The sequence below is a fragment of the Pseudomonas sp. NPDC089428 genome, from assembly GCF_044749325.1.
In the GTDB taxonomy this organism is placed as follows: domain Bacteria; phylum Pseudomonadota; class Gammaproteobacteria; order Pseudomonadales; family Pseudomonadaceae; genus Aquipseudomonas.
Genome location: NZ_JBIVHT010000008.1, coordinates 121,296 through 143,046, shown reverse-complemented (window position 1 = coordinate 143,046; position 21,751 = coordinate 121,296). Strand labels below are relative to the sequence as shown.

22 protein-coding genes are annotated in these 21,751 nt (G+C 61.2%); 9 read left to right on the top strand and 13 right to left on the bottom strand.

Annotated features, from left to right (window positions below):
• Window positions 1-138: 138 nt before the first annotated feature.
• The 4 genes from ACIPZ5_RS16975 to ACIPZ5_RS16960 are packed head-to-tail and all read left to right on the top strand — an operon-like array spanning window position 139 to window position 1,552.
• Window positions 139-459, top strand: coding sequence for an S-type pyocin (locus tag ACIPZ5_RS16975; RefSeq protein ID WP_400809761.1), 321 nt, complete (start codon window positions 139-141; stop codon window positions 457-459).
• The gene (locus ACIPZ5_RS16970) at window positions 456-716 is read left to right on the top strand and encodes a bacteriocin immunity protein (RefSeq protein ID WP_400809759.1); all 261 of its coding nucleotides are present in this window, start codon (window positions 456-458) and stop codon (window positions 714-716) included. The genes ACIPZ5_RS16975 and ACIPZ5_RS16970 overlap by 4 nt, the downstream gene beginning before the upstream one ends.
• Window positions 716-898, top strand: coding sequence for a hypothetical protein (locus tag ACIPZ5_RS16965; RefSeq protein ID WP_261941486.1), 183 nt, complete (start codon window positions 716-718; stop codon window positions 896-898). Before ACIPZ5_RS16970 ends, ACIPZ5_RS16965 begins: the two co-directional genes overlap by 1 nt.
• Window positions 899-1,552: an RES family NAD+ phosphorylase gene (locus ACIPZ5_RS16960; RefSeq protein WP_400809757.1), complete on the top strand. Its 654-nt coding sequence runs from the start codon at window positions 899-901 to the stop codon at window positions 1,550-1,552.
• A gap of 32 nt (window positions 1,553-1,584) precedes the next feature.
• Here the strand turns inward: ACIPZ5_RS16960 and ACIPZ5_RS16955 are convergent, their stop codons facing one another.
• The 4 genes from ACIPZ5_RS16955 to ACIPZ5_RS16940 all read right to left on the bottom strand — a co-directional run bounded on the left by ACIPZ5_RS16955 (window position 1,585) and on the right by ACIPZ5_RS16940 (window position 6,194).
• A complete protein-coding gene (locus tag ACIPZ5_RS16955; RefSeq protein WP_400809756.1) occupies window positions 1,585-2,217 on the bottom strand; it encodes a hypothetical protein in 633 nt (210 codons plus the stop codon).
• A gap of 154 nt (window positions 2,218-2,371) precedes the next feature.
• Window positions 2,372-4,273 carry a sulfate adenylyltransferase subunit CysN gene (gene cysN / locus ACIPZ5_RS16950; RefSeq protein ID WP_261941489.1) on the bottom strand — a complete coding sequence of 634 codons (1,902 nt, stop codon included), beginning with the start codon at window positions 4,271-4,273 and terminating at the stop codon, window positions 2,372-2,374.
• 15 nt (window positions 4,274-4,288) lie between these two features.
• Window positions 4,289-5,206, bottom strand: a complete 918-nt coding sequence (gene cysD / locus ACIPZ5_RS16945) for a sulfate adenylyltransferase subunit CysD (RefSeq protein ID WP_009684445.1) — start codon at window positions 5,204-5,206, stop codon at window positions 4,289-4,291.
• Between the two features lie 229 nt (window positions 5,207-5,435).
• A complete protein-coding gene (locus tag ACIPZ5_RS16940) occupies window positions 5,436-6,194 on the bottom strand; it encodes a Nif3-like dinuclear metal center hexameric protein (protein WP_261941490.1) in 759 nt (252 codons plus the stop codon).
• A 169-nt stretch (window positions 6,195-6,363) separates the two neighbouring features.
• On the opposite strand from ACIPZ5_RS16940, the gene algW reads away from it, so the two are divergent.
• On the top strand, window positions 6,364-7,524 hold the full coding sequence (gene algW, locus ACIPZ5_RS16935) for a Do family serine endopeptidase AlgW (protein ID WP_261941491.1): 1,161 nt from the start codon (window positions 6,364-6,366) through the stop codon (window positions 7,522-7,524).
• A gap of 120 nt (window positions 7,525-7,644) precedes the next feature.
• On the opposite strand, the gene ACIPZ5_RS16930 is transcribed toward algW, so the two are convergent.
• The 4 genes from ACIPZ5_RS16930 to ACIPZ5_RS16915 all read right to left on the bottom strand — a co-directional run bounded on the left by ACIPZ5_RS16930 (window position 7,645) and on the right by ACIPZ5_RS16915 (window position 11,801).
• Complete coding sequence (locus ACIPZ5_RS16930; RefSeq protein ID WP_003251792.1) at window positions 7,645-8,409, bottom strand: amino acid ABC transporter ATP-binding protein; 765 nt, start codon at window positions 8,407-8,409, stop codon at window positions 7,645-7,647.
• Between the two features lie 10 nt (window positions 8,410-8,419).
• Window positions 8,420-9,517, bottom strand: a complete 1,098-nt coding sequence (locus ACIPZ5_RS16925; protein ID WP_261941493.1) for an amino acid ABC transporter permease — start codon at window positions 9,515-9,517, stop codon at window positions 8,420-8,422.
• Between the two features lie 10 nt (window positions 9,518-9,527).
• Entirely contained in the window at window positions 9,528-10,706 is a 1,179-nt protein-coding gene (locus tag ACIPZ5_RS16920; RefSeq protein ID WP_343597881.1) for an amino acid ABC transporter permease, read from the bottom strand.
• A 66-nt stretch (window positions 10,707-10,772) separates the two neighbouring features.
• Window positions 10,773-11,801, bottom strand: a complete 1,029-nt coding sequence (locus ACIPZ5_RS16915) for an amino acid ABC transporter substrate-binding protein (protein ID WP_261941495.1) — start codon at window positions 11,799-11,801, stop codon at window positions 10,773-10,775.
• A gap of 331 nt (window positions 11,802-12,132) precedes the next feature.
• Between ACIPZ5_RS16915 and ACIPZ5_RS16910 the strand changes: the two genes are divergently transcribed.
• The gene (locus ACIPZ5_RS16910; protein ID WP_343597884.1) at window positions 12,133-12,789 is read left to right on the top strand and encodes an alpha/beta fold hydrolase; all 657 of its coding nucleotides are present in this window, start codon (window positions 12,133-12,135) and stop codon (window positions 12,787-12,789) included.
• Between the two features lie 101 nt (window positions 12,790-12,890).
• Complete coding sequence (gene rhlB / locus ACIPZ5_RS16905; protein WP_400809754.1) at window positions 12,891-14,378, top strand: ATP-dependent RNA helicase RhlB; 1,488 nt, start codon at window positions 12,891-12,893, stop codon at window positions 14,376-14,378.
• Between the two features lie 165 nt (window positions 14,379-14,543).
• On the opposite strand, the gene moaE is transcribed toward rhlB, so the two are convergent.
• From moaE to ACIPZ5_RS16880, 5 genes are all read right to left on the bottom strand, one after another.
• The gene (gene moaE, locus ACIPZ5_RS16900; protein ID WP_261941498.1) at window positions 14,544-14,990 is read right to left on the bottom strand and encodes a molybdopterin synthase catalytic subunit MoaE; all 447 of its coding nucleotides are present in this window, start codon (window positions 14,988-14,990) and stop codon (window positions 14,544-14,546) included.
• Window positions 14,991-14,992: 2 nt separating this feature from the next.
• On the bottom strand, window positions 14,993-15,238 hold the full coding sequence (moaD, locus tag ACIPZ5_RS16895) for a molybdopterin converting factor subunit 1 (RefSeq protein WP_261944356.1): 246 nt from the start codon (window positions 15,236-15,238) through the stop codon (window positions 14,993-14,995).
• Entirely contained in the window at window positions 15,238-15,708 is a 471-nt protein-coding gene (moaC, locus tag ACIPZ5_RS16890; protein ID WP_085675049.1) for a cyclic pyranopterin monophosphate synthase MoaC, read from the bottom strand. Before moaC ends, moaD begins: the two co-directional genes overlap by 1 nt.
• A gap of 96 nt (window positions 15,709-15,804) precedes the next feature.
• Window positions 15,805-17,199, bottom strand: coding sequence for a PhoH family protein (locus ACIPZ5_RS16885; protein ID WP_261941499.1), 1,395 nt, complete (start codon window positions 17,197-17,199; stop codon window positions 15,805-15,807).
• Window positions 17,200-17,482: 283 nt separating this feature from the next.
• Entirely contained in the window at window positions 17,483-18,610 is a 1,128-nt protein-coding gene (locus ACIPZ5_RS16880) for a polysaccharide deacetylase family protein (RefSeq protein ID WP_400809752.1), read from the bottom strand.
• A 137-nt stretch (window positions 18,611-18,747) separates the two neighbouring features.
• Here ACIPZ5_RS16880 and yaaA point away from each other — a divergent pair, with 137 nt between their 5' ends.
• Complete coding sequence (gene yaaA / locus ACIPZ5_RS16875; RefSeq protein ID WP_343597893.1) at window positions 18,748-19,527, top strand: peroxide stress protein YaaA; 780 nt, start codon at window positions 18,748-18,750, stop codon at window positions 19,525-19,527.
• An 867-nt stretch (window positions 19,528-20,394) separates the two neighbouring features.
• Entirely contained in the window at window positions 20,395-21,711 is a 1,317-nt protein-coding gene (locus tag ACIPZ5_RS16870) for a nucleotide sugar dehydrogenase (protein WP_027918486.1), read from the top strand.
• Window positions 21,712-21,751: the final 40 nt, after the last annotated feature.

The window sequence follows — 21,751 nt, the reverse complement described above, 5'->3', positions numbered from 1 at the left end:
TCTAACCTAAAAAGCCGCCAAGGATTATTCCTACAAATCAGCAAGAAAAGACTCACGCCTGACTCAGCACTGGATCTATTTCCATCACAATTGAGTAAGGCGAAGATCTCAACAACATTTCAATCAAGAAGCATTCCCATGGCAGCTCTCCTCCCTGACCACATCGCAAAATCACTTTCCAGAAAAACTTTCGCCAATTTCGACGATTTCTCCCAGGCATTCTGGCTGGCAATCGCCGAAGACCCGGTCTACTCCCAGCTTTTCGTCACCTCGCAACTAAAGCGCATCAAGAAAGGCTGGCCACCCCGAGCACCATTCGCAGAAACAGCCAAGGGCCTGCGCTCGTACCAGATTTGCCACCTAGATTCACCCGAGTTCGGTGGCGCACTTTATGACGCGGACAATCTGCGGATCATGAGCGCCCTGCAATACGCGTTGTCTTCGGAGGTACGGTGGTGATCAGTCAAAAACACAGCCTTGCCGACTACACCTGCGCCGAATTCACCGCCATCGTGGAAGAATTGCTGCATGCCGCTGGCAGTTCAGCCTGGCAGGATCGTCTGCTCGAGCACTTCATCGACATGGCCAGGCATCCGAACGGCTCGGACCTGATCTATTACCCTACAACTGACCAAGAGGGCTGCGCCAAGGAGGTGATTGCCCGTATCATCGCCTGGCGAAAATCGCAGGGACTTCCGTTGTTCAAGGATGGGTGATGAAAAAGACGGTATTGCTATGGGTTCTGCTTCTTTCCGGATGTGTAGACGGCAGATTCTTCCTGCTGCCGAATCAGCAGGATCTCAAGTTCGCCTGTGATATGGACCCTTACAAGCCAGGGTGCGAAAGGCAAAGCGACTATGATCGGCACTTCAAGTCTATCGAAGACAGCAAGCGCTAGATGAGTCCTGAGAACGCGATTTTCCAACAGGTTCTGGCAACCCTCGACAAGTACCCGGAACTGGTGCGACAGATCTCTGCGGGAACACTTCTGCATCGTATTCAACCCTCTCGTTACGATGCCAACCCGGTCAACTATCGTGCCGATGCCGATACACGCAATGCCGACCCTGCCAGGCAGATCGGCGTCTACTATCTCGGCTTAAGCGAGGAAGTTGCCGTGGCCGAGTCCTTCCAGTCAGGCCAAGGTGTTGATGATCAGACCGTGCGCCTTTCGTATCTCGAACTCGCATCAATTCATCATCTCAAGGCAGCACGTGTATTGAGCGTGGTGGACGTCGCCGCGCTGGCGAACAGAGCCACCCATCACAAACTCCGAGATCTCGTACAGGCCAAGGGCCAGGGCAGAGAAGGCTACGCACTTCCGCAGAAAATCAGCCAGGCGTGCATGCAGTTGAGCGAGATCGATGGCCTGCTCTATCCGTCAGCCGTTTACACCGTGAGCGGGTCCATCGAAGGGTGCAATCTTGTCTTGTTTCAAGGCCGCGCACTGCAGGTCGAAGCAACCAGTCATCAGCGCGTCATGGAAGCCCTGCTTTCAAACGGTGAAACAGCGGTTGAGTTTCTCGAGAGCCTGGGTGTTGCGCTGGAGTAAACGCTTGAACGCATCGCCCAGGAGCCAGGCTCTCACTGCCCCACCATCAACGCATTCACATAATCCCGCTTGATGATGTCCAGAGCCGCAGGATCATCCAGCAATTGGAACCGAGGCAGTTCATTACTTGGCTCACCAGGGTCCGAATAATCCATTCTGCCGACCAAATGTTGCACCAGCGTATTCATGGCTTCGGTATCGGCGGGATCGACACCGAGCGAAGTAATCAGCATCTCGACAACAGCCTTCGGCTTGTTCTCGACAAACTGAAACGACGGGTAGAACTTCCTGCGATTACCGGTATTGGTATAGGCGAGGAGCTTGCCAACCTTGGTCTTCTGACTCAGAGCTTGTTTGGTAATACCCAGGATCTCGCAGGCCGCCTTGGCATCGAGCAACTCACACCGACTGGCTACACGCTCGAAGGCCCGCGCTTTCATCCTGGCAATGGCCTCCTGATTGCGCGTCGCAGTACTGCGCTTGGTCTCGACCTCAACCTTGGCAAGCGCAGCAAAAGCCTTCTCGTCTGCAAGCGCGACAGCCTTCATGAGAACTGCTGCCGATGCACGAGCAAGGTGCTCTTCGAAGCGCTCCCGCAAAGCAGTCTTCGCCGCTTCAATGCGCGCAATCGCAGGATGAAGGGGTTCGTGGGTAAGCGTACTCATGGATCCTCCTCAGGGCCTGAAAAGCCCCTCAGCCCATAGACTAGGGCGCCCTCAGCAAGCTGTCAACTTGTCAACCTGTCCACTTGTAAACAAGCCTTTATCGCCCAAGAACAACAAACCCCGCCGAAGCGGGGTTTTTCACAAGCAGCACTACTTAGATCGCGCCACGCTGACGCAGCACATCCAGCACCTGCTTCACGCCTTCTTCAACGCTGGTGTTCTGGGTATCGATCACCAGGTCGGCATCCAGCGGCACATCGTACGGGAAGCTTTCGCCCGGGATGTTGTCGCCACCGGCAGCGTACAAGCCCTGCGGGTCACGCTCGCGGCATGCCAGCGGCGAGGCCTGCACGTAAACGGTCACCAGGCGCTCCTTGCCGATCAGCGCCTTGGCCTGCTCGCGGCCTTCGGCATCCGGGGCGACGAATGCAGCCAGGGTCAGCAGGCCGGCTTCGTTGAACTGGCGCGCCACATGGGCGGCGCGGCGCCAGTTCTCGGTGCGGCCGGCGCGGTCCTGCGGCAGGCCCTTGTTCAGGTCGTGGCGCAGGTTCTGGCCATCGAGCACGTACACCGCACGGCCCATGTCGAACAGCTTGCGCTCGACGGCATAGGCCAGGGTGCTCTTGCCAGCGCCAGACAGGCCGCTGAACAGCACGGTGGCCGGCTGCTGGCCGAAGCGCAGGGCACGCTCTTCGGTGGCCACGTGAGCGAGCTTGCCATGCTGGCCGGTGCTGCCGTGCGGCAGGACTGGTGGCGCGATGATCATGCCGGCGCCGACGGTGCCGTTGGTCAGGCGGTCGATGACGATGAACGCACCGGTGGTGCGGTTGCTGTCGTAACCGTCCAGGGCAATCGAGGCGTCCAGGGCCACCTTGACGCGGCCGATCTCGTTCAGCTGCAGCGCGCTGGCAGCGCCCTGCTCCAGGGTGTTCACATCGACCTTGTGGGTGATGCTGGCAATCGAGCCCGGCACGTAGCTGGTGGCGCGCTTGATGTCGTATTTCTTGCCTGGGAGCATCGGTTCTTCGGCCATCCACACCAGCATGGCATCGAACTGGTCGGTCACCGGCGGCACGTTATCGGCGTGAACCAGCAGGTCGCCACGGGAGATGTCGATCTCGTCTTCCATGGTCAGGGTCACGGCCTGGCCTGGGCCAGCGCTTTCCAGTTCACCTTCGTAGGTGACGATGGACTTGACCCGGCTGCTCTTGCCCGAAGGCAGCACGACGATTTCGTCGCCCTTGTGCACCACGCCGCTGGCGAGGGTGCCGGCGAAGCCGCGGAAGTTCAGGTTCGGACGGTTGACGTACTGCACCGGGAAACGCAGGTCGGTGAAGTTGCGGTCGGCCGACACTTCGACGGTTTCGAGGATTTCCATCAGCGTCGGGCCGGCGTACCACGGCGAACGCTCGCTGTGGTTGACCACGTTGTCGCCCTTGAGCGCCGACATCGGCACGAAGTGCAGGCTGCTCGGGGCCAGGTTGATGGCGTCGGCGAACTTCAGGTAGTCGGCCTTGATCGACTCGAAGACTGCTTCATCGAAGCCCTTGAGGTCCATCTTGTTGATCGCAACCACGATGTGCTTGATGCCCAGCAACGAGGCAATGTAGCTGTGGCGGCGGGTCTGGGTCTGCACGCCGTAGCGGGCATCGACCAGGATGATCGCCAGGTCACAGGTGGATGCACCGGTGGCCATGTTGCGGGTGTACTGCTCGTGGCCGGGGGTGTCGGCAATGATGAACTTGCGCTTGGCCGTGGAGAAGTAGCGGTAAGCGACATCGATGGTGATGCCCTGCTCGCGCTCGGCCTGCAGGCCGTCGACCAGCAGTGCCAGGTCGACTTCTTCGCCGGTGGTGCCGACTTTCTTCGAATCACGGGTGATGGCCTCGAGGTGGTCCTCGTAGATCATCTTCGAGTCGTGCAGCAGGCGCCCGATCAGGGTGCTCTTGCCATCGTCGACGTTGCCGCAAGTCAGGAAGCGCAGCAGTTCCTTGCGCTCGTGCTGGGCCAGGTAAGCGAGGATGTCCTCGCTGATCAGATCAGATTGGTGCGACATGGAGTAACCCTGAAATTAGAAGTAGCCTTGGCGTTTCTTGTCTTCCATGGAACCGGCGCCATCGTGGTCGATGACACGGCCCTGGCGTTCGGACGTACGGGTCAGGAGCATTTCCTGAATGATGTCCGTCAGGGTCTCGGCTTCCGACTCGACAGCGCCCGTCAGCGGGTAGCAGCCGAGGGTACGGAAACGCACCTTCTTCTTGACGATGCGCGCCTTCTCTTCCTCGGAAAGGTGCTCGAGGATGCGTTCGTCGTCGATCATGATCAGGGTGCCGTTCTTCTCGATGACTTCACGCTCGGCGGCGAAGTACAGCGGCACGATCGGGATGCCTTCGAGATAGATGTACTGCCAGATGTCCAGCTCGGTCCAGTTCGACAGCGGGAAGACGCGGATCGACTCGCCCTTGTTGACCTTGCCGTTGTAGACGTTCCACAGCTCCGGCCGCTGGTTTTTCGGGTCCCAGCGGTGCTTGCTGTCACGGAACGAGTAAACGCGCTCCTTGGCCCGAGACTTCTCTTCGTCGCGGCGCGCGCCACCGAAGGCGGCGTCGAAACCATGCTTGTCCAGCGCCTGCTTGAGGCCCTGGGTCTTCATGATGTCGGTGTGTTTGGAGCTGCCATGGGTGAACGGGTTGATGCCCTGCGCCACACCCTCGGGGTTGACGTGGGTGATCAGCTCCAGGCCCATTTCCTCGACCATCTTGTCGCGGAAGCGGTACATTTCCTGGAATTTCCACTGGGTGTCGACGTGCATCACCGGGAACGGCAGCTTGCCCGGGAAGAAGGCCTTGCGCGCCAGGTGCAGCATCACGGCGGAATCCTTGCCGATCGAGTACAGCATCACCGGGTTGTCGAACTCGGCGGCCACCTCGCGGATGATATGGATGCTTTCCGCCTCCAGCTGTTTCAAGTGCGTCAGTTTGTCGACCATGGCTACTCACGTAAAACGATCTTATGGACGGCCTGCGGGCCGTGTTCGAGCGAGCCACTTTATCACAGCGGCTGCTTCTATTTAGGCGGCGCACTAGATCGAAAAAGTCTAACGATATGACTGGGGGTTTGGGCTGTCAGGACCGGCCTCTTCGCGGGCAAGCCCGCTCCCACAGGGATCGCACAATCCTGTGGGAGCGGGCTTGCCCGCGAAGCAGGCGACACCGATATCAGATCGGATTCGGGCAGTCGATGAACAGATGCTCCAGGGCAAACCGACGCGCCAAGTAATCGCCCAGCGCCTGCACGCCGTACCGCTCGGTGGCATGGTGGCCTGCGGCAACAAAGCTGACCCCGTTCTCCCGGGCGCTGTGATAGGTCTGCTCCGACGCCTCACCGGTGAGGTACAGGTCCACCCCGGCGGCAATCGCCGTATCGATGTAACCCTGCCCACCCCCGGTGCACCAGCCGACCCGGCGGATCATCTGCTCACCTTCCACCAGCAATGGCTCACGCCCGAGCACTTCTTGCACCCGACGGGCGAAATCCCGTGCAGTCACTGGCTCCGCCAGCGAGCCGACCAGCCCCACCACTTTGGGGTTTTCCGGGTCCAGCGGGCCTTCGACGGTGATGTCGAGCTGCCGCGCCAGCTGCACGTTGTTGCCGACCTCGGGATGCACATCCAATGGCAGATGAAACGCCAACAGGCTGATGTCGTGCTTCAGCAAGGTCTTCAGCCGGCGCTGACGGATCCCGGTAACGCACGGATTCTCGCCTTTCCAGAAGTAACCATGGTGCACCAGAATCAGGTCGGCCTCGGCCTCGACCGCGGCATCCAGCAGCGCCTGGCTGGCAGTGACGCCACTGACGATGCGACTGACCTGCGGTCGCCCCTCGACCTGCAGCCCGTTGGGGCAATAATCCTGGATCTTCGCGCTGCCCAGGTAGCGTTCGGCTTCCTCGACCAGGGTGTTGAGTGCGACGGCCATGAAAATCTCCTCGAAATCTGCGCTTTTCTCGGACGCAACGCCTGCAGAACGCCCGTATAATGCCGGCCATTATGGGCCGTCGCCGGCATCGGGGGAACCGGTGTATGATCGCGCGCGCTCATGCCCCACTGCGCGGCCGCTGGCCCCCGCTCTTTTCCAGGACTCGTTCATGTTCAAGGCTTTGCGTTACTTTGGCTGGCCCCTGCTCACCGGTATTCTGATCGCCGTATTGATCATCCAGCGCTACCCGGAGTGGGTCGGCCTGCCCAGCCAGGACGTCAACCTGCAGCAAGCCCCGCAAACCACACGGATCATGCAGGGCCCGGTGTCCTACGCCGACGCCGTGACCCTCGCCGCCCCGGCGGTGGTCAACCTGTACACCACCAAGGTGGTGAACAAGACCGCTCACCCGCTGTTCGAAGACCCGCAGTTCCGCCGCTTCTTCGGCGACAACCTGCCCAAGCAGCGCCGTTGGGAGTCGAGCCTGGGTTCGGCGGTGATCATGAGCCCCGAAGGCTATCTGCTGACCAACAACCATGTCACCAGCGGCGCCGACCAGATCGTCGTGGCCCTGAAGGACGGCCGTGAAACCCTGGCACGGGTGATTGGCAGCGACCCGGAAACCGACCTGGCAGTGCTGAAGATCGACCTGAAGAACCTGCCCGCCATCACCATCGGCCGCTCCGACACCATCCACATCGGCGATGTCGTGCTGGCCATCGGCAACCCGTTCGGCGTTGGCCAGACCGTGACCATGGGCATCATCAGCGCCACCGGCCGCAACCAGTTGGGCCTGAACAACTACGAAGACTTCATCCAGACCGACGCGGCAATCAACCCGGGCAACTCCGGCGGTGCCCTGGTCGACGCCAATGGCAACCTGGTCGGCATCAACACGGCGATCTTCTCCAAGTCCGGTGGTTCCCAGGGCATCGGCTTCGCCATCCCGATCAAGCTGGCGCTGGAGGTAATGAAATCGATCGTCGAGCACGGCCAGGTGATTCGTGGCTGGTTGGGCATCGAGGTGCAGCCGTTGAGCCAGGAACTGGCCGAATCGTTCGGCATGCAAGGCCGCCCAGGCATCGTGGTGGCCGGTATCTTCCGCGACGGCCCGGCGCAGAAGGCCGGGTTGCAACTGGGTGACGTGATCCTGAGCATCAACGGTGAACCTGCCGGCGACGGGCGCAAGTCGATGAACCAGGTGGCGCGGATCAAGCCGACCGACAAGATCACCATCGAGGTGATGCGCAATGGTCAGCAGTTGAAGCTGATTGCCGAAGTGGGCCTGCGCCCGCCACCGGCACCGGCTGCCAACCCGGAAGAAAAGTAAGGCTTGAAGCGGGGGCTGCTTTGCAGCCCATCGCCGGCAAGCGCGGCTCCCACCTGGATAGCGCAGTACTTGTGGGAGCCGCGCTTGCCGGCGATGGGCCGCAAAGCGGCCCCAGTTGCATCAGTGCAGGATCTGGCTGAGGAACAGCTTGGTGCGGTCACTGCGCGGCCGGTCGAAGAAGTCATCCGGCGCTGCTTGCTCGACGATCTCGCCCTTGTCCATGAAAATCACCCGGTTCGCCACGGTCCGGGCAAAGCCCATTTCGTGGGTCACGCAGAGCATGGTCATGCCGTCCTCGGCCAGGCCGACCATGGTGTCGAGCACTTCCTTGACCATTTCCGGGTCCAGCGCCGAAGTCGGCTCGTCGAACAACATGATCTTCGGCTTCATGCACAGCGCCCGGGCAATTGCCACGCGCTGCTGCTGGCCACCGGACAGCTGCCCCGGATACTTGTGTGCCTGTTCCGGAATACGTACCCGCTCCAGGTAGTGCATGGCGATTTCCTCGGCCTTGCGCCGCGGCATCTTGCGCACCCACATCGGCGCCAAGGTGCAGTTTTCCAGAATGCTCAGGTGCGGGAACAGGTTGAAGTGCTGGAACACCATGCCCACCTCGCGGCGGATCGCCTCGATCTGCTTGAGGTCGTTGGTCAGCTCCACGCCATCGACCACGATGCGGCCCTGCTGGTGCTCTTCCAGGCGGTTGAGGCAGCGGATGGTGGTCGACTTGCCCGAACCGGACGGCCCGCACAGGACGATACGCTCGCCCTGGCGCACGTTCAGGTTGATGTCCTTGAGCACATGGAACTGGCCGTACCACTTGTTCACGCCCTGCATCTGGATGATGCCTTCGGGGCCGGCAGGCTGCTTGATCGCTTCACTCATTTCGAAACTCCTAACGCTTGTGGCCAGTGTCCAGCTTGCGCTCCAGGTGCATGGAGTAGCGGGACATACCGAAACAGAAAATCCAGAACACCAGGGCGGCGAACACATAGCCCTCGGTGGCCATGCCCAGCCAGGCCGGGTCAGCGGCGGCTTGCTTGACGCTGTTGAGCAGGTCGAACAGGCCGATGATGATCACCAGGCTGGTGTCCTTGAACAGGGCGATGAAGGTGTTGACGATGCCGGGGATCACCAGCTTGAGGGCTTGCGGCAGAATCACCAGGCCCATCGCGCGCCAGTAGCCCAGGCCCATGGCCGCGGCAGCTTCGTACTGGCCCTTGGGGATGGCCTGCAGGCCACCGCGCACCACCTCGGCGACGTACGCCGACTGGAACAGGATCACCCCGATCATCGCCCGCAGCAGCTTGTCGAAGCTCATGCCTTCAGGCAGGAACAACGGCAGCATCACCGACGACATGAACAGCACGGTGATCAGCGGCACACCACGCCAGAACTCGATGAAGGTGACGCAGACCACCTTCACCGCAGGCATCCTCGAACGCCGCCCGAGGGCCAGCAGAATGCCCAGCGGCAAGGCACCGACGATGCCCACGGTGGCGATCACCAGGGTCAGCATCAGCCCGCCCCACTGGCTGGTGGCGACGTTGCTCAGGCCCAGCAGGCCACCGTGCAGCAAGGTGTAGGCGAGCACCGGATACAGCACCAGGAAGCCCAGGCCATAGACGGCCTTGCGCGGGAAGCGCTTGATGAACAACGGCGCGGCACCCAGCACGGCCAGCCACACGGTGAGATCGACGCGCCAGCGCAGCTCGACCGGGTAGTAGCCGTACATGAACTGGCCAAAGCGCTGCTGCACGAACACCCAGCAGGCGCCATCCTTTGTGCAGTCGGCCCGGGTAGTGCCGACCCAGTTGGCGTCGATCAATGCCCATTGCACCAACGGTGGCACGATCAGCCACACCAGGTACACGGCGAACAGCGTCAGCAGGGTGTTGAGCCAGCTGGAGAACAGGTTTGCACGCATCCATGCGAGCACGCCGACGGTTTTCACCGGTGGCGGCATATCGGGTTTGAAAACATGGGCATTCACGGGCGTATCCTCACCGCTCGATCAGCGCAATGCGCTTGTTGTACCAGTTCATCAGCAGCGAAATGCTGATGCTGATGGCGAGATAGACACTCATGGTGATGGCAATCACCTCGATGGCCTGGCCGGTCTGGTTGAGCACGGTACCGGCGAACAGCGAGACCATCTCCGGGTAGCCGATACCGGCCGCCAGCGACGAGTTCTTCGCCAGGTTCAGGTACTGGCTGGTCAGCGGCGGAATGATTACCCGCAGTGCCTGGGGGATGATCACCTTGCGCAGGGTCGGGCCGTCACGCAGGCCGAGGGAGTGGGCGGCCTCGGTCTGGCCGTGGCTCACCGAACGAATGCCCGAACGCACGATTTCGGCAATGAACGCTGCGGTGTAGATGGTCAACGCCAGGGTCAGCGCCAGCAGCTCGGGGATCAGCACCCAGCCACCAACGAAGTTGAAGCCCTTGAGCTGCGGCACTTCCCAGTGCACCGGGCTGCCGAACAGCAATGCGCAGGCGCCAGGAATGGCGATCAGCAGCGCCAGCCCCACCCAGAACTTGTGGAACGGCTCGCCGGTCTCGTCGAAGCGCTTGTTGGCGTAACGCACCATCACCACGATCGCCACCAGCGCCAGCACCAGGGCGACGACGAACGGCCAGAAGCCCTCCGCCATGGAGGCACCGGGCATGTTCAGGCCACGGTTGCTGATGAAGAACGTGTCGTCGATGTTGATGCTGCCCCGTGGCCCCGGCAGGGTCAGGAACACCGCGAAGTACCAGAACAGGATCTGCAGCAGCGGCGGAATGTTGCGGAAGGTTTCCACATACACGGTCGCCAGCTTGCTGATCATCCAGTTCGGCGACAGCCGCGCCACACCGATGATGAAGCCAAGCACGGTCGCCAGGATGACGCCGATGAAGGTCACCAGCAGCGTATTGAGCAGGCCGATGACGAACACCCGCGCATAGCTGTCGGACTCCACGTAGGGAATCAGGTGCTGGGCGATGCCGAAGCCGGCGCTACGCTCGAGGAAGTCGAAACCCGAGGTGATGCCTCGGTGTTGCAGGTTGGTCTGGGTGTTGTGGAACAGGTACCAGCCCAGGCCCACCACGAAGGCGATCGTGAGAATCTGGAACAGCCAGGCGCGCACACGCGGGTCGTTCAGGGAGAGCCCCTTGGGTGCGCCAATTTGATTTTGCATGAAGTGCCCCGAAAAATAGGGTTCGAACAACCTGCGGCGGCGGGATGCCGCCGCAGGGTGCAGCCATCAGCGCACAGGTGGCGCGTACTGGATGCCGCCGTTGTTCCACAGGGCGTTCATGCCACGGTCGATCTTCAGGTCGGTGCTCTGGCCCAGGTTCTTCTCGAACACTTCGCCATAGTTGCCGACTTGCTTGACGATCTGCACTACCCAGTCCTTGGGCAGCTTGAGGTCCTTGCCGTACTCGCCATCCGCGCCCAGCAAGCGGGCGACGTCCGGGTTCTTGGTGGCCTTGGCCTCGGCCTCGACGTTCTTCGAGGTGATGCCGGCCTCTTCGGCGTTGAGCATGGCGAACAGGGTCCACTTGACGATGCTGAACCAGTCTTCGTCGCCTTTACGCACCACCGGGCCCAGCGGTTCCTTGGAAATGGTTTCCGGCAGGACCACGTAGTCGGTCGGCGCAGCCAGCTTGGAGCGCTGGGCGAACAGCTGCGACTTGTCCGAGGTCAGCACGTCGCAACGGCCAGACTCCAGCGACTTGGCGCTCTCGTCAGAGGTGTCGAAGGTGATCGGGGTGTACTTCAGGTTGTTGGCACGGAAGAAGTCCGACACGTTCAGTTCGGTGGTGGTACCGGCCTGGATGCAAATGGTCGCGCCGTCGAGCTCCTTGGCGCTGGAAACGCCAAGCTTCTTGTTGACCAGGAAGCCAACGCCGTCATAGTAGGTGACGCCGGCGAACACCAGGCCCATGCCGGCATCGCGCGAGCTGGTCCAGGTGGTGTTGCGCGACAGCACGTCGACTTCGCCCGACTGCAACGCGGTGAAGCGTTCCTTGGCGTTGAGCTGGCTGAACTTGACCTTGGTCGCGTCACCGAACACGGCGGCGGCCACGGCGCGGCAGACGTCGGCGTCGATACCCACGATCTTGCCCTGCGCATCAGGTACCGAGAAGCCTGGAAGACCGTCGCTCACGCCACACTGGACGAAGCCCTTCTTCTTTACCGCATCGAGGGTGGCGCCGGCCTGGGCGGTGCTCACGGCGCCCAGTGCAGCGGCAGCGGTCAGGACTGCCAGGGTGGTTTTCAACATCTTCATTCACAACCTCCAAATCGCTCTTGTTGTACGAGCCGGAATTGCACCGCACCCTTATGAGGCGCATCCGACCCTTGTTGGCTTGTTATTGGGTCAATTGGCGCAATGGGCTGTTCTGTGACAGCCTTCGCGTGCAAAGGGTGTTACCGTCACGGCCTGCCCTTTGCATCGAATGAAGAATTGCAAAGCGCGTACCAGATTTGTTGGCTGTAGCGTTTAAGCGCTCGTCAAGTAGGGAAAGTTGTATCGTTGCGACATTCTCTTTCTGTCAGATAATTCCTACGCCTTGTTTTCACGCACCTTTATGAAAGGCACGCACACTTTCGGAGCAGTCATGACCAACCCGCTGATTCTCGAACCCCAGAAAACCGCTGACGCCTGTGTGATCTGGTTGCACGGTTTGGGTGCCGACCGTTACGACTTCCTACCTGTTGCCGAATTCATGCAGGAACGCCTGCTCAGCACCCGTTTCGTCATGCCCCAGGCGCCGACCCGCCCGGTGACCATCAACGGCGGCTATGCCATGCCCAGCTGGTACGACATCAAGGCCATGACCCCGGCCCGCGCCATCGATGAAGTGCAGCTGGATGAGTCGGCCGAACAGATCATCGGCCTGATCAAGGCCGAACAGGCCAAGGGCATCAACCTGTCGCGGATTTTCCTCGCCGGCTTCTCCCAAGGCGGCGCAGTGGTACTGCACACTGCCTATATAAAGTGGCAAGAAGCGCTGGGCGGCGTGATTGCCCTGTCCACCTATGCCCCGACCTTCACCGACAGCCACCAGCTGAGCGCCTGCCAGCAACGCACCCCGGCCCTGTGCCTGCACGGCGTACACGACCCGGTGGTGATTCCGTCCATGGGCCGTACCGCGTTCGAATACCTCAATACCTGGGGCGTTGCCGCACGCTGGCACGAATACCCGATGGAGCACGAAGTAGCGGTCGAGGAGCTGAGCGACATCCACGACTGGCTGAGCAAGCAATTGCAATAAGCCAAACCCATTTGTAGTTGTGGGAGTTTTCCGCTACGCCGCGCCCAGATCTTGCATTACACTGCCCGGCGTACATTCCTTAACCAGTTGATGAGACGATCGTGCTCAAGGCACTCAAGAAAATATTCGGCAAAGGAGACACCGCGCCCCAGGCCGTCGCTCCTGCTGCCAGCGTGACGCCAGCGGCGCCCGCGCCCACTGCCGAGGCCCGGCCCGCGCCCGAACCGGCCGCACCTCGCGCCAAGCCCGCCGCCAAGCCCGCCGCCAAGCCCGCCGCCAAGGCAGAAGCACCCGCCGATGCCCCAGCGCCCACCGACAAGCCGGCCAAGGACAAACCACGTCGCGAACGCAAGCCCAAGCCTCAGGCGAGCCTGTGGAAGCCGGAAGACTTCGTGGTCGAGCCGCAGGAAGGCAAGACCCGCTTCCACGACTTCAAGCTCTCCAACGAGCTGATGCACGCCATCCACGACCTCGGTTTCCCGTACTGCACGCCGATCCAGGCGCAGGTGCTGGGTTACACCCTGCGTGGCCAGGACGCCATCGGTCGCGCCCAGACCGGTACCGGCAAGACGGCAGCGTTCCTGATTTCGATCATTTCCCAGCTGCAGCAGACGCCACCGCCTAAAGAGCGCTACATGGGCGAGCCGCGCGCGCTGATCATCGCGCCGACCCGCGAGCTGGTGGTGCAGATCGCCAAGGATGCCGTCGCCCTGACCAAGTACACCGGCCTGAACGTGATGAGCTTCGTCGGCGGCATGGACTTCGACAAGCAGCTCAAGGCCCTGGAAGCTCGCCACTGCGACATTCTGGTAGCCACCCCGGGCCGCCTGCTGGACTTCAACCAGCGCGGCGAAGTGCACCTGGACATGGTCGAGGTGATGGTGCTGGACGAAGCCGACCGCATGCTCGACATGGGCTTCATCCCCCAGGTCCGGCAGATCATCCGCCAGACCCCGCCGAAGAGCGAACGCCAGACCCTGCTGTTCTCCGCCACCTTCACCGACGACGTGATGAACCTGGCCAAGCAGTGGACCACCAACCCGGCGATCGTCGAGATCGAGCCGGAGAACGTCGCCAGCGAAACGGTCGAGCAACACGTGTATGCGGTGGCCGGCAGCGACAAGTACAAGCTGCTGTACAACCTGGTGACCCAGAACAAGTGGGAACGGGTGATGGTGTTCGCCAACCGCAAGGACGAGGTGCGGCGCATCGAGGAAAAACTCGTGCGCGACGGCATCAATGCCGCGCAGTTGTCGGGTGATGTGCCACAGCACAAGCGTATTCGTACCCTTGAGAGCTTCCGTGAAGGGCGCATCACCGTGCTGGTGGCCACCGATGTGGCCGGGCGCGGGATTCACATCGACGGCATCAGCCACGTGATCAACTTCACCCTGCCGGAAGACCCGGACGATTACGTGCACCGCATCGGCCGTACGGGCCGTGCAGGCACCAGCGGTGTGTCGATCAGCTTTGCCGGTGAGGATGATTCCTACCAGCTGCCAGCGATCGAAGAGCTGCTGGGGCGCAAGATCAAGTGCGAGATGCCGCCGGACGAACTGCTCAAACCAGTACCGCGCAAGCACCACTGATTTGCGCTGGATTCTTCGCGGGTAAACCCGCTCCCACAGGGTTCTCTACAGGACCTGAGGGCAGCGGCTTACCTGTGATAACCACGTCTTGAAGGCTGTGGATATCCCTGTGGGAGCGGGTTCACCCGCGAACCGGGGCAACGCCCCGGCCATCAAACAGAGGAACTACCAGCGCCCTGCGGCATCCTGGTCACTCTGTTTGCCTTCCACCCAGCGCGGCCCTTCCTGGGTATTTTCCTTCTTCCAGAACGGCGCCCGGGTCTTCAGGTAGTCCATGATGAAGTTGCAGGCATCGAACGCCGCCTGCCGATGGGCACTGGCCACGCCGACAAAGACGATCGGCTCACCCGGCTCCAGCGCACCGATGCGGTGCAGCACCTCGACCTTGAGCAACGGCCAGCGCTGCTCGGCCTCGACCACGATCTTGGCCAGGGCCTTCTCGGTCATACCCGGGTAATGTTCGAGGAACATCCCCGCCACGTCCCGACCATCGTTGAAATCACGCACATAGCCGACGAACCCGACCACGGCGCCGACGCCGACATTGGCCGCATGCATGGCATTGACCTCGGCCCCAGGGTCGAACGCCCCTTGTTGCACTCGCACTGCCATGTTCAGCCTCCGGTCACCGGTGGGAAGAACGCCACGTCATCACCCTCTTCCAGCGGCTCGTCGAGCCGGCACAGCTCTTCGTTGCGCGCGCACATCAGGTTCTGTTCGGCCAGCACCGCATACGGCCCACCTTTGGCCACCAGCGCCTGGCGCACATCGTCGAGCACCTTGAATTCGCCTTCCAGGCGCTCGGCATCGACGCCCAGCAACTCGCGGTAACGGGCGAAGTACATCACCTTGACCTTCATCATGCCTCCACCTTGTAGTGCCCGCTCTTGCCACCCACCTTTTCCAGCAGGCGCACCTGTTCGATGACCATGCCCTTGTCCACGGCCTTGCACATGTCGTAGATCGTCAGCGCAGCGACGCTGGCGGCGGTCAGCGCCTCCATCTCGACGCCGGTCTGCCCGGCCAGTTTGCAGCGGGCGACAATGCGTACCGCGTCCTGGCCTTCGGCGCTCAGTTCGACCTTGACGCTGGTCAGCATCAGCGGGTGGCACAGCGGGATCAGGTCGCTGGTCTTCTTCGCCGCCTGAATACCGGCAATGCGCGCCACGGCGAACACATCGCCCTTGGGATGCTCGCCGTCGACGATCATCTGCAAGGTTTGCGGCAACATGCGCACCCGCGCTTCGGCCACGGCCTCGCGCTCGGTCACGGCTTTTTCAGTGACGTCGACCATGTTGGCGCGCCCCTGGGAATCAAGATGAGTCAGCACTGCTCTGCTCCTGTGAAGGGAACAGAGAGTGTAAACCCGTGGGTCAGGTTTGCGCAGAGGAAAAAACCGGGCGGCGTACCGCCCGGCTGCACCAGGTTACAGATGCGACTCGGCGTACTCGGCCAGCACCGAGCGTGGCACACCCTGCAGGGTGATGTGCACACCATGGGGGAAGTCCTTGAAGCGCTCGGTCAGGTAGGTCAGGCCCGAGCTGGTCGCGGACAGGTAAGGCGTATCGATCTGTGCCAGGTTGCCCAGGCACACCACCTTGGAACCGGAACCGGCCCGGGTGATGATGGTTTTCATCTGGTGCGGCGTGAGGTTCTGGCACTCGTCGATCAGGATCAGGCTCTGCTGGAAGCTGCGCCCACGGATGTAGTTCAGCGATTTGAACTGCAGCGGCACGCGTTCGAGGATGTACTCGACGCTGCCATGGGTGCTTTCGTCGTCCATGTGCAGGGCTTCGAGGTTGTCAGTGATGGCGCCCAGCCAAGGTTCCATCTTCTCTGCCTCGGTGCCCGGCAGGAAGCCGATCTCCTGGTCCAGCCCCTGCACGCTGCGGGTGGCGATGATGCGCCGGTAGCGCTTGCTGACCATGGTCTGCTCGATGGCCGCGGCCAGGGCCAGGATGGTCTTGCCGGAGCCGGCGGCGCCGGTCAGGTTGACCAGGTGGATATCCGGGTCGAGCAAGGCGAACAGCGCCAGGCTCTGATGAATATCCCGCGGCTTCAGGCCCCAGGCTTCCTGGTGCAGCAAGGGCTCCTGATGCAGGTCGAGCAACAGCAGTTCGTCGTTACGGATGCCTTTTACCCAGCCGACAAAACCTTGTTCGTCGATGATGAACTCGTTGATGTGAACCGCTGGCAGGTTGTCGATCATCTGCACCCGATGCCAGGTGCGGCCACGCTCCTGGCGGGTATCGACCTTGCTGACGCGGTCCCAGAACGACCCGCTGACCGAGTGATAGCCCTTGGACAACAAGGAGACGTCATCGACCAGCTGGTCGGTGCTGTAATCCTCGGCGGCAATCCCGCAAGCGCGCGCCTTCAGGCGCATGTTGATGTCTTTGGTGACCAGCACCACGTCCAGGTCGGTGCGCCGGCTGCGTACGTCGAGCAGGGTGTTGATGATGATGTTGTCGTTGAGGTTTTCCGGCAGCAGCTTGCTGGGCTCGTTGCGCGGGCTCATCAGGATCGACAGGTAACCCTTGGGCCCGCTCTTGCCCCGCTGGATCGGCACGCCCTGCTCGACATCGCTGGGCGAAGCGTCACCGAGGGTCTGGTCGATCAGGCGGATGGCCTGGCGACATTCGGCGGCAATGCTCTGTTTACCGGTCTTGAGCTTGTCGAGTTCCTCCAGCACCGTCATCGGTATGGCGACGTGGTGCTCCTCGAAGTTGAGTAATGCGTTGGGGTCGTGAATCAGGACGTTGGTATCGAGCACATAGAGGATTGGCTTGCTGGAGGAGGGGGTGCGTCCTTGGTCATCCATACTCGGTCACCTTATGTCGAAGCCACACGGCACGCTCTGTAGTGCGCCGCAGAGTGACCGCCGTTCTTCCCGTATCCGCGTTGCTACGGGCGGGAAGCGTACCTGGCAAGGTGGGCCTGGATGACGCCACCTGTGCTGCAGGAATCGGCTGTCTGGTTTCTTCATACCGCAAAAGCCATGACCGAAAAAAGCATTTTTACGCGATTTTGAAGTTTATTTTTCCGATTGACGAAGAGTGCTTGGCGGCAACGCCGGACGGGACTACAGTCAGAAGTCATACCCTCTATTCGCGATAAGCGTAATCGCGGCAGTCCTCCCAGCCGATCCCGCTTTGCACCGTGTTTCGCAGCAGCCACTCGACCGCCAACTGCGCCTTGGGCAGGCTGTCGTGGAACTGGATCACTCCTTTGCGCCAGAGCAGCATCAAGGTCACCACACGCTGGGCCGAAGCTTCGGCAGTCAGCGGGCCATCATCCTGAGCATCGATATCCCATAGCGACACCCGCAGCTGCTGGCTAGCCATGAATGCCTCGCCGTCGGCCCGGCGCTGACCATAGGGCGGGCGGAACAAGGGCACGTATTGCGCCGGCAGGTCGGCCTGGACCCGGGCCTGGGCGCGCTTGATCGAGTCTTGCCAGCCCTGCCACTGGGCATGAGAGCGATATTCCCAACCCTGAATGCCCACGCACTGGCCGGCGTAGAGCTGGCTCAGCGCGTTGGCCGCGCCGGTATCGCGCCGCTGCTGCAGGCGATTGCCCAAGACCAAGAAGGTGCCCTGCAGCTTCTGCTTGCGCAGGTATTCGGTGAGTGCATCGGTGCTACCGCCGTCGGCCCCAGGGCCACCAACGAAAGTCAGCAGAAACATGCGGTCGTTCAGTTCATCGCCATTGCGCTCGCGGCTGGACAGGCGCTCGACCTCGCTGCTGGTCTGCGGCAGCAACGCTGCCTTGCGCAGTTGTTCGTCCAGATAACGCACATGGAACTGATGACTGGGCTCGATCCAACCTGTGTAGAACGTGCCGACTTCTGTGGCGAACGTCGCTGCTCTGGTACGCAAATCAGCCATGGATTCGAGCAGGTAACAGAACGAGGCATCCTGTTCGCAACTGCGTTGAGCCTGCTGGTAGCCCTGCCACAAGCGCTGCCACATCTGTGCGCGCACCGCGCGGACCTTCTGCAGGTTGATCTGCCGCAAACCCAACCGCGCAGCCAGCGCGCCATCATCGAGCAGCTCGCTCTCATGCAGCACTTGGGCGAATGACAGGATCTCGGCCCGCGAGGCGACGTCGAACAGCACCGGACTGTCCAGCTGCTCGGGCCACCGGCTGCGGTCGAGGCTGGCCGTGGGCATGGGGGCTGCCTGGACGGCAAGGCTCAACAAGGTGGCCAGCAAGGCCCCGGCAATGCGCACGATCGGTCTCTCCGCGACAGCCAAAACGCGCACTATAGCGCCTGCTTCGGCGATGGTCTGTGACTATTGTCGCCATAGTTTGGCGTTACCGGCCGCGATCCGTAGAATTCACCGCAACGATTCCAGGAGCCGACCCGATGCTGACGGTGATTTCCCCCGCCAAGACCCTCGACTACGACACCGCACCGGTGACCGAGCGTTTCACCCTGCCGCAATACCTGGACGATTCCCAGGAACTGATCCTGCAACTGCGCGAACTGTCGCCGGCGCAAATCAGTGAGCTGATGCACCTGTCCGATAAGCTCGCCGGCCTCAATGCCGCACGTTTTGGCAGCTGGACCCCAGATTTCACCCCGGCCAACGCCAAGCAGGCGCTGCTGGCGTTCAAAGGTGACGTGTACACCGGCCTGGATGCCGAAACCCTCGGCGAGGACGATTTCAGCTATGCCCAGGAGCACCTGCGCATGCTCTCAGGCCTGTACGGCCTGCTCCGACCGCTCGACCTGATGCAGCCCTACCGCCTGGAAATGGGCACCAAGCTGGCCAACGCCCGCGGCAAGGACCTGTATGCATTCTGGGGCACGCGCATCAGCGAATGGCTGAACCAGGCGCTGGCCGACCAGGGCGACGACCTTCTGCTGAACCTGGCCAGCAACGAGTACTTCAGCGCGGTGAAACGCAGCGCGCTGAAGGCCCGGGTGATCAATGTCGACTTCAAGGACCTGAAGAACGGCCAGTACAAGATCATCAGCTTCTACGCCAAGAAAGCCCGCGGGATGATGAGCCGCTTCGTGATCCAGGAACGGGTCAACGACCCGGAGCAGCTCAAGCAGTTCGATGTGCAGGGCTATTACTACAGTGCCGAGCAGTCCAAGCCGGATCACCTCGTCTTCCTGCGCGATCACCCCGCCGAGTAAGCCTGTCAGGGCCCTTTCCCGGGACAAGCCCGCTCCCACAGGTACCATACAGGCCTTGAAGCTTGTGTAGTACCTGTGGGAGCGGGCTTGCCCCGCGAAGAGGCCAGCAGCCTTGGTACATCCCTTCTGCCCTGCAATAGGGCAAGCTTCAAAGTGCCATTAAGTCATTATTTCGACGCCAAAAAACCAACGCCCAACCCTTTATCGCCAAACGCCATAAGACCGTTCGTACTTTTTTGACGAATTTTGAAAAAAATTTTTGCATGGTGGCATAACAACAGCGCTCCTCAGGCCCGTCCTTTATATCCGGGGGTGAAACTGTTGTGTGCTATCAAAGTGAAAGTATTTGCCACTGAAAAATTATTTAGAAATCTTTCATGGACGTGAACCCTAGCCAGGAACTTCTCCTGCGAGCAACCGCTCATAGTGCCGTAACGAATTTCATGCCCCTGGGCTGTGAGAGATGACTTACAGATGACAAGCGGCAGGTATCCATTACCAGCCCCAAGAACTTAGGAAGGTGTAACGGGCTCTTCGGAAACCCCGGCTCACGGAGGATGTACGCGCCCTTAAAATCGTCCTAGTGGTTGATTTCAAAGGATTTATTCACTTGAAAGAACAAGCACAGCAACGCGCCAAGTAGCGCCTTGCAATAAAGACGGCTGCATTACAGGGCACGCCTTTTAAAGACTGGCTTAATACTGCCAACTTTTAGTGCACAACTTTGTGCGCGACGGATTTATTCATGCCTGCGCTCGGCGAAGTGAGCATTTCGCCATGGACCCGTGCGCCCGAAAACTGTTGTTAATCAACCCAGTCCGGCTCTTCCCGGAGGAGCTGGCGTGATAAACACATGAGGTGATAGCGATGCGTATCAGCATCTTTGGTTTGGGTTATGTGGGTGCGGTCTGTGCAGGCTGCCTGACGGCGCGAGGCCATGACGTGATTGGTGTGGACGTGTCCAAGACCAAGATCGACCTGATCAATCAGGGCAAGTCGCCGATTGTCGAACCTGGCCTGGAAGCACTGCTGCAGCAAGGCATCGCCAATGGCCGCCTGCGTGGCACCACCGACTTCGCCGAGGCCATCCGTGCCAGCGACGTGTCGATGATCTGCGTCGGCACCCCGAGCAAGAAGAACGGCGACCTGGGCCTGGAATACATCGAGTCGGTGTGCCGCGAGATCGGCTACGTCCTGCGCGACAGCGAGCGCCGCCACACCATCGTGGTCCGCAGCACCGTGCTGCCGGGCACCGTGAAGAACGTGGTGATCCCGATTCTCGAAGACTGCTCGGGCAAGAAAGCCGGCGTCGACTTCGGCGTGGCAGTGAACCCGGAGTTCCTGCGTGAAAGCACCGCGATCAAGGACTATGACCATCCGCCGATGACCGTCATCGGTGAACTGGACAAGGCCAGCGGCGATGTACTGCAAGCCCTGTACGAAGAACTCGACGCGCCGGTCATCCGCAAGCCGATCGAAGTGGCCGAGATGATCAAGTACACCTGCAACGTGTGGCACGCCACCAAGGTCACCTTCGCCAACGAGATCGGCAACATCGCCAAGGCCGTCGGCGTCGATGGCCGTGACGTGATGGACGTGGTCTGCCAGGACAAAGTGCTGAACCTGTCGCAGTACTACATGCGCCCAGGCTTCGCCTTCGGCGGTTCGTGCCTGCCGAAGGACGTGCGTGCCCTCACCTACCGCGCTGCCTCCCTCGACGTGCGTGCCCCGCTGCTCGATTCGCTGATGCGCAGCAACGAGTCGCAAGTGCAAAACGCCTTCGAACTGATCGAGGCCCACGACAAGCGCAAGGTCGCCCTGCTCGGCCTGAGCTTCAAGGCCGGCACCGACGACCTGCGCGAGAGCCCCTTGGTCGAACTGGCCGAGCGCCTGATCGGCAAGGGCTACCAGCTGGACATCTACGACGAGAACGTCGAGTACGCCCGCGTCCACGGGGCGAACAAGGAGTACATCGAGTCGAAGATCCCGCACGTATCGAACCTGCTCAACGCCGACTTCCAGAAGGTCATCGACAACGCCGACATCATCGTCCTGGGCAACCGTGACGAGCAGTTCCGCGCCCTTGCCGAGCAAGCGCCGGAAGGCAAGCAGGTGATCGACCTGGTCGGCTTCATGAGCAAACCGACCTGCACCACCAGCCGTACCGAAGGCATTTGCTGGTAAATGCCCGACCGGGCAGCGGTGGCCTCCCCACCATCGCTGC